The sequence below is a fragment of the Nocardioides sp. genome, assembly GCF_036401255.1.
Classification (GTDB): Bacteria; Actinomycetota; Actinomycetes; order Propionibacteriales; family Nocardioidaceae; genus Nocardioides.
In genome coordinates this window covers 1-2,486 of sequence record NZ_DASWVI010000272.1, presented here as the reverse complement: position 1 = coordinate 2,486, position 2,486 = coordinate 1, and the positions used below count along the sequence as shown (strand labels likewise).

The 2,486-nt window shown below is 72.9% G+C and carries 2 protein-coding genes; one reads left to right on the top strand and one right to left on the bottom strand.

Annotation, left to right across the window (positions count from 1 at the left end; translation table 11 throughout):
• Positions 1–459, bottom strand: a 459-nt coding sequence (locus tag VGD85_RS12565) for a helix-turn-helix domain-containing protein (RefSeq protein ID WP_331063784.1), incomplete at its 3' end; no start/stop codon positions are given.
• Between the two features lie 276 nt (positions 460–735).
• Here VGD85_RS12565 and VGD85_RS12560 point away from each other — a divergent pair.
• Positions 736–2,486: MMPL family transporter (locus VGD85_RS12560; protein WP_331063783.1), on the top strand; the 1,751-nt coding region annotated here is incomplete at its 3' end.

Sequence of the window (2,486 nt, the reverse complement as noted above, 5' to 3'; positions counted from 1 at the left end):
CTCGCCGGCGGCCGCCGCGTCGTCGAGCAGCCGGTCGACCCGGCCGAACGCCGAGGGGCGGGGGAGCTGCTGCGCGCCGAGCAGGGCCTCGTGACGGACCGGGAGGCTGTAGACGAACCTGGCCAGGTCCTCCTGCTCCAGCATCCGGTCGAGGATCGCCCGGGCCTGGGCCTGGATCCGGGCGCCCAGGTCGCCCGCCGGCTCCTCGGCCGCGGATGCGGCGTCGTCCTCGTTGCCGAGCAGCCGGGTGAGCAGCATCGCGAGGATCTCCTCGCGCTCGGCGAAGTGCTTGTAGAAGGTCGCCCGCGAGACGCCCGCCTCTCGCGCGATGTCCTCGACCCGCACGCCGAGGTAGCCGTGCTCCGAGAACAGCCGCAGCGCCGCCTCGAGCACCGCCTCCCGGGTCTTCTCCCGGGCCTGGCCGCGGGAGCCCGCCAGCCCGGCGGGCCGGACGCTCATCGGGGCTCACCGGTGCGTGCTGGCCTCGCCGTACCGGTCATGCCGCCGAGGCTAACACACGTGTCTCTACACGTGAGTCACACACGTGGCGATCGGTCGCCCGGTGCCGGAGTCGCCCGAGCTCGGCGCATCGGCGCCCCAGCCCGCCGGCGCGTCGATGGATTCGGGGTCGTTGCGTCGTCCTGGTAGATTGCCACTAAGCGAGACATCACTGTCTCAATTAGTCCATGAGGGTCCGGTCGGTCCGGGCCGACCGCCGAACCGACGGGATCCCTGATGCTGCGCAGTCTGGCCACCTTCTCGGCGCGCCACCGCTTCCTCGTTCTCCTCACCTGGCTGATCGTCGTGGCGGGCGTGCTGCTCGCCGGGCAGTCCCTGGGCGGCTCGTTCAACAACGACCTCTCGCTCGAGGACTCCGACTCCCAGGCCGCCTACGACGAGTTGCGGGACAAGTTCCCCGAGATGTCCGGCGACGGCATGCAGGTCGTCATCCACGACCAGGACGGCGTGGACCAGGGCCGGATCCGCGCCGCGGTGGAGGCGGCCGTCGCCGACGCCGCCGGGCAGTCGGGGGTCGCGTCGGCGAGCTCGCCGTACGGTCCGGGGCCGGAGATGGTCTCCGACGACGGCAACACCGCGGTCGCGACGGTCCGGTTCGACGAGCGCGCGGCCGACATCCCCGAGGAGGACCTCGCCGCCGCCCAGGACGCCTTCCAGCCGGTCGAGGACCTCGGCGTCCAGGTGGAGTACGGCGGCGCCGCGCTCGACGCGGAGAACCACCCCTCCGGCAGCGAGGCGATCGGGCTGGGGGCCGCCGTGCTGGTGCTGCTGATCGCGTTCGGATCGGTGTTCGCGATGCTGGTGCCGCTGCTGACCGCCGTCATGGCCCTCGGGCTGGGCATGGGCATCATCTTCCTCCTCGCCGACCAGGTCACCATCGGCACGGCCGGGCCGGTCGTCGCGGCGATGATCGGTCTCGGCGTCGGCATCGACTACGCCCTGCTGGTGGTGACCCGACATCGGGAGGGACTGGCCACCGGCCTCTCCGCGCGCGAGTCCATCCCGATCGCGCTGTCGACGGCCGGTCGGTCGGTGCTCGTCGCCGGCACCACGGTGATCATCGCGATCCTCTCGCTCTACGCGATCGGCATCCCGTTCGTCGCCACCCTGGGCCTGGCCAGTGCGATCACCGTCGCGACCACCATGCTCGCCGCGGTGACGCTGCTGCCCGCGCTCCTCGGCCTGTTCGGCGACGGCCTCGACCGCTTCCGGGTACGCCGCCTCCGGCTCGACCACGGCGGCGGGCGGGTCAGCGGCTGGCATCGCTGGACCCACCACGTGCAGCGCCGGCCGTGGCCCTATCTGCTCGCCGCCGTCGCGATCCTCGCCACGCTCGCGATCCCGCTGCTCGACCTGCGGCTGGGCACCGCCGACGACGGCTCCGCCCCCGAGGGCAGCACCGAGCGGGCCGCCTACGACCTGGTCGCCGAGGACTTCGGCCCGGGCTGGACCGGCCCCCTGCTGGTCACCGCCACCTACCCCGACGGCACGGCGGCCGACACCCAGCGCTCCGCGCAGGCGCTGGCCACCGACCTCGCCGAGGTCCAGGGCGTGGAGAAGGTGGCTCCGCCCGCCGTGAACGAGGCGGGCGACACCGCGGTGCTGACGGTCGTGCCGAAGAGCTCTCCGGACGACGCGGCCACCGAGGACCTGGTCCACCGGCTCCGCGACCAGTTCGGGTGGGAGGGCGCCGGCCGCGCTGCCCGCGACCTCGCCGTCGACGGGGCCAAGGTGCACGTCGGCGGCGCCACCGCCACCAACATCGACCTCGCGGACCGGCTCACCGACCGGATGCCGTGGTTCATGGCGTTCGTCGTGGGGCTCAGCTTCCTGCTGCTGCTGGTCGAGTTCCGCTCGATCTTCGTCCCGATCAAGGCCGCCCTGATGAACCTGCTCTCGGTCGGTGCGGCGTACGGCGCGGTGGTCGCGATCTTCCAGTGGGGCTGGCTCTCGGACGTCTTCGGCGC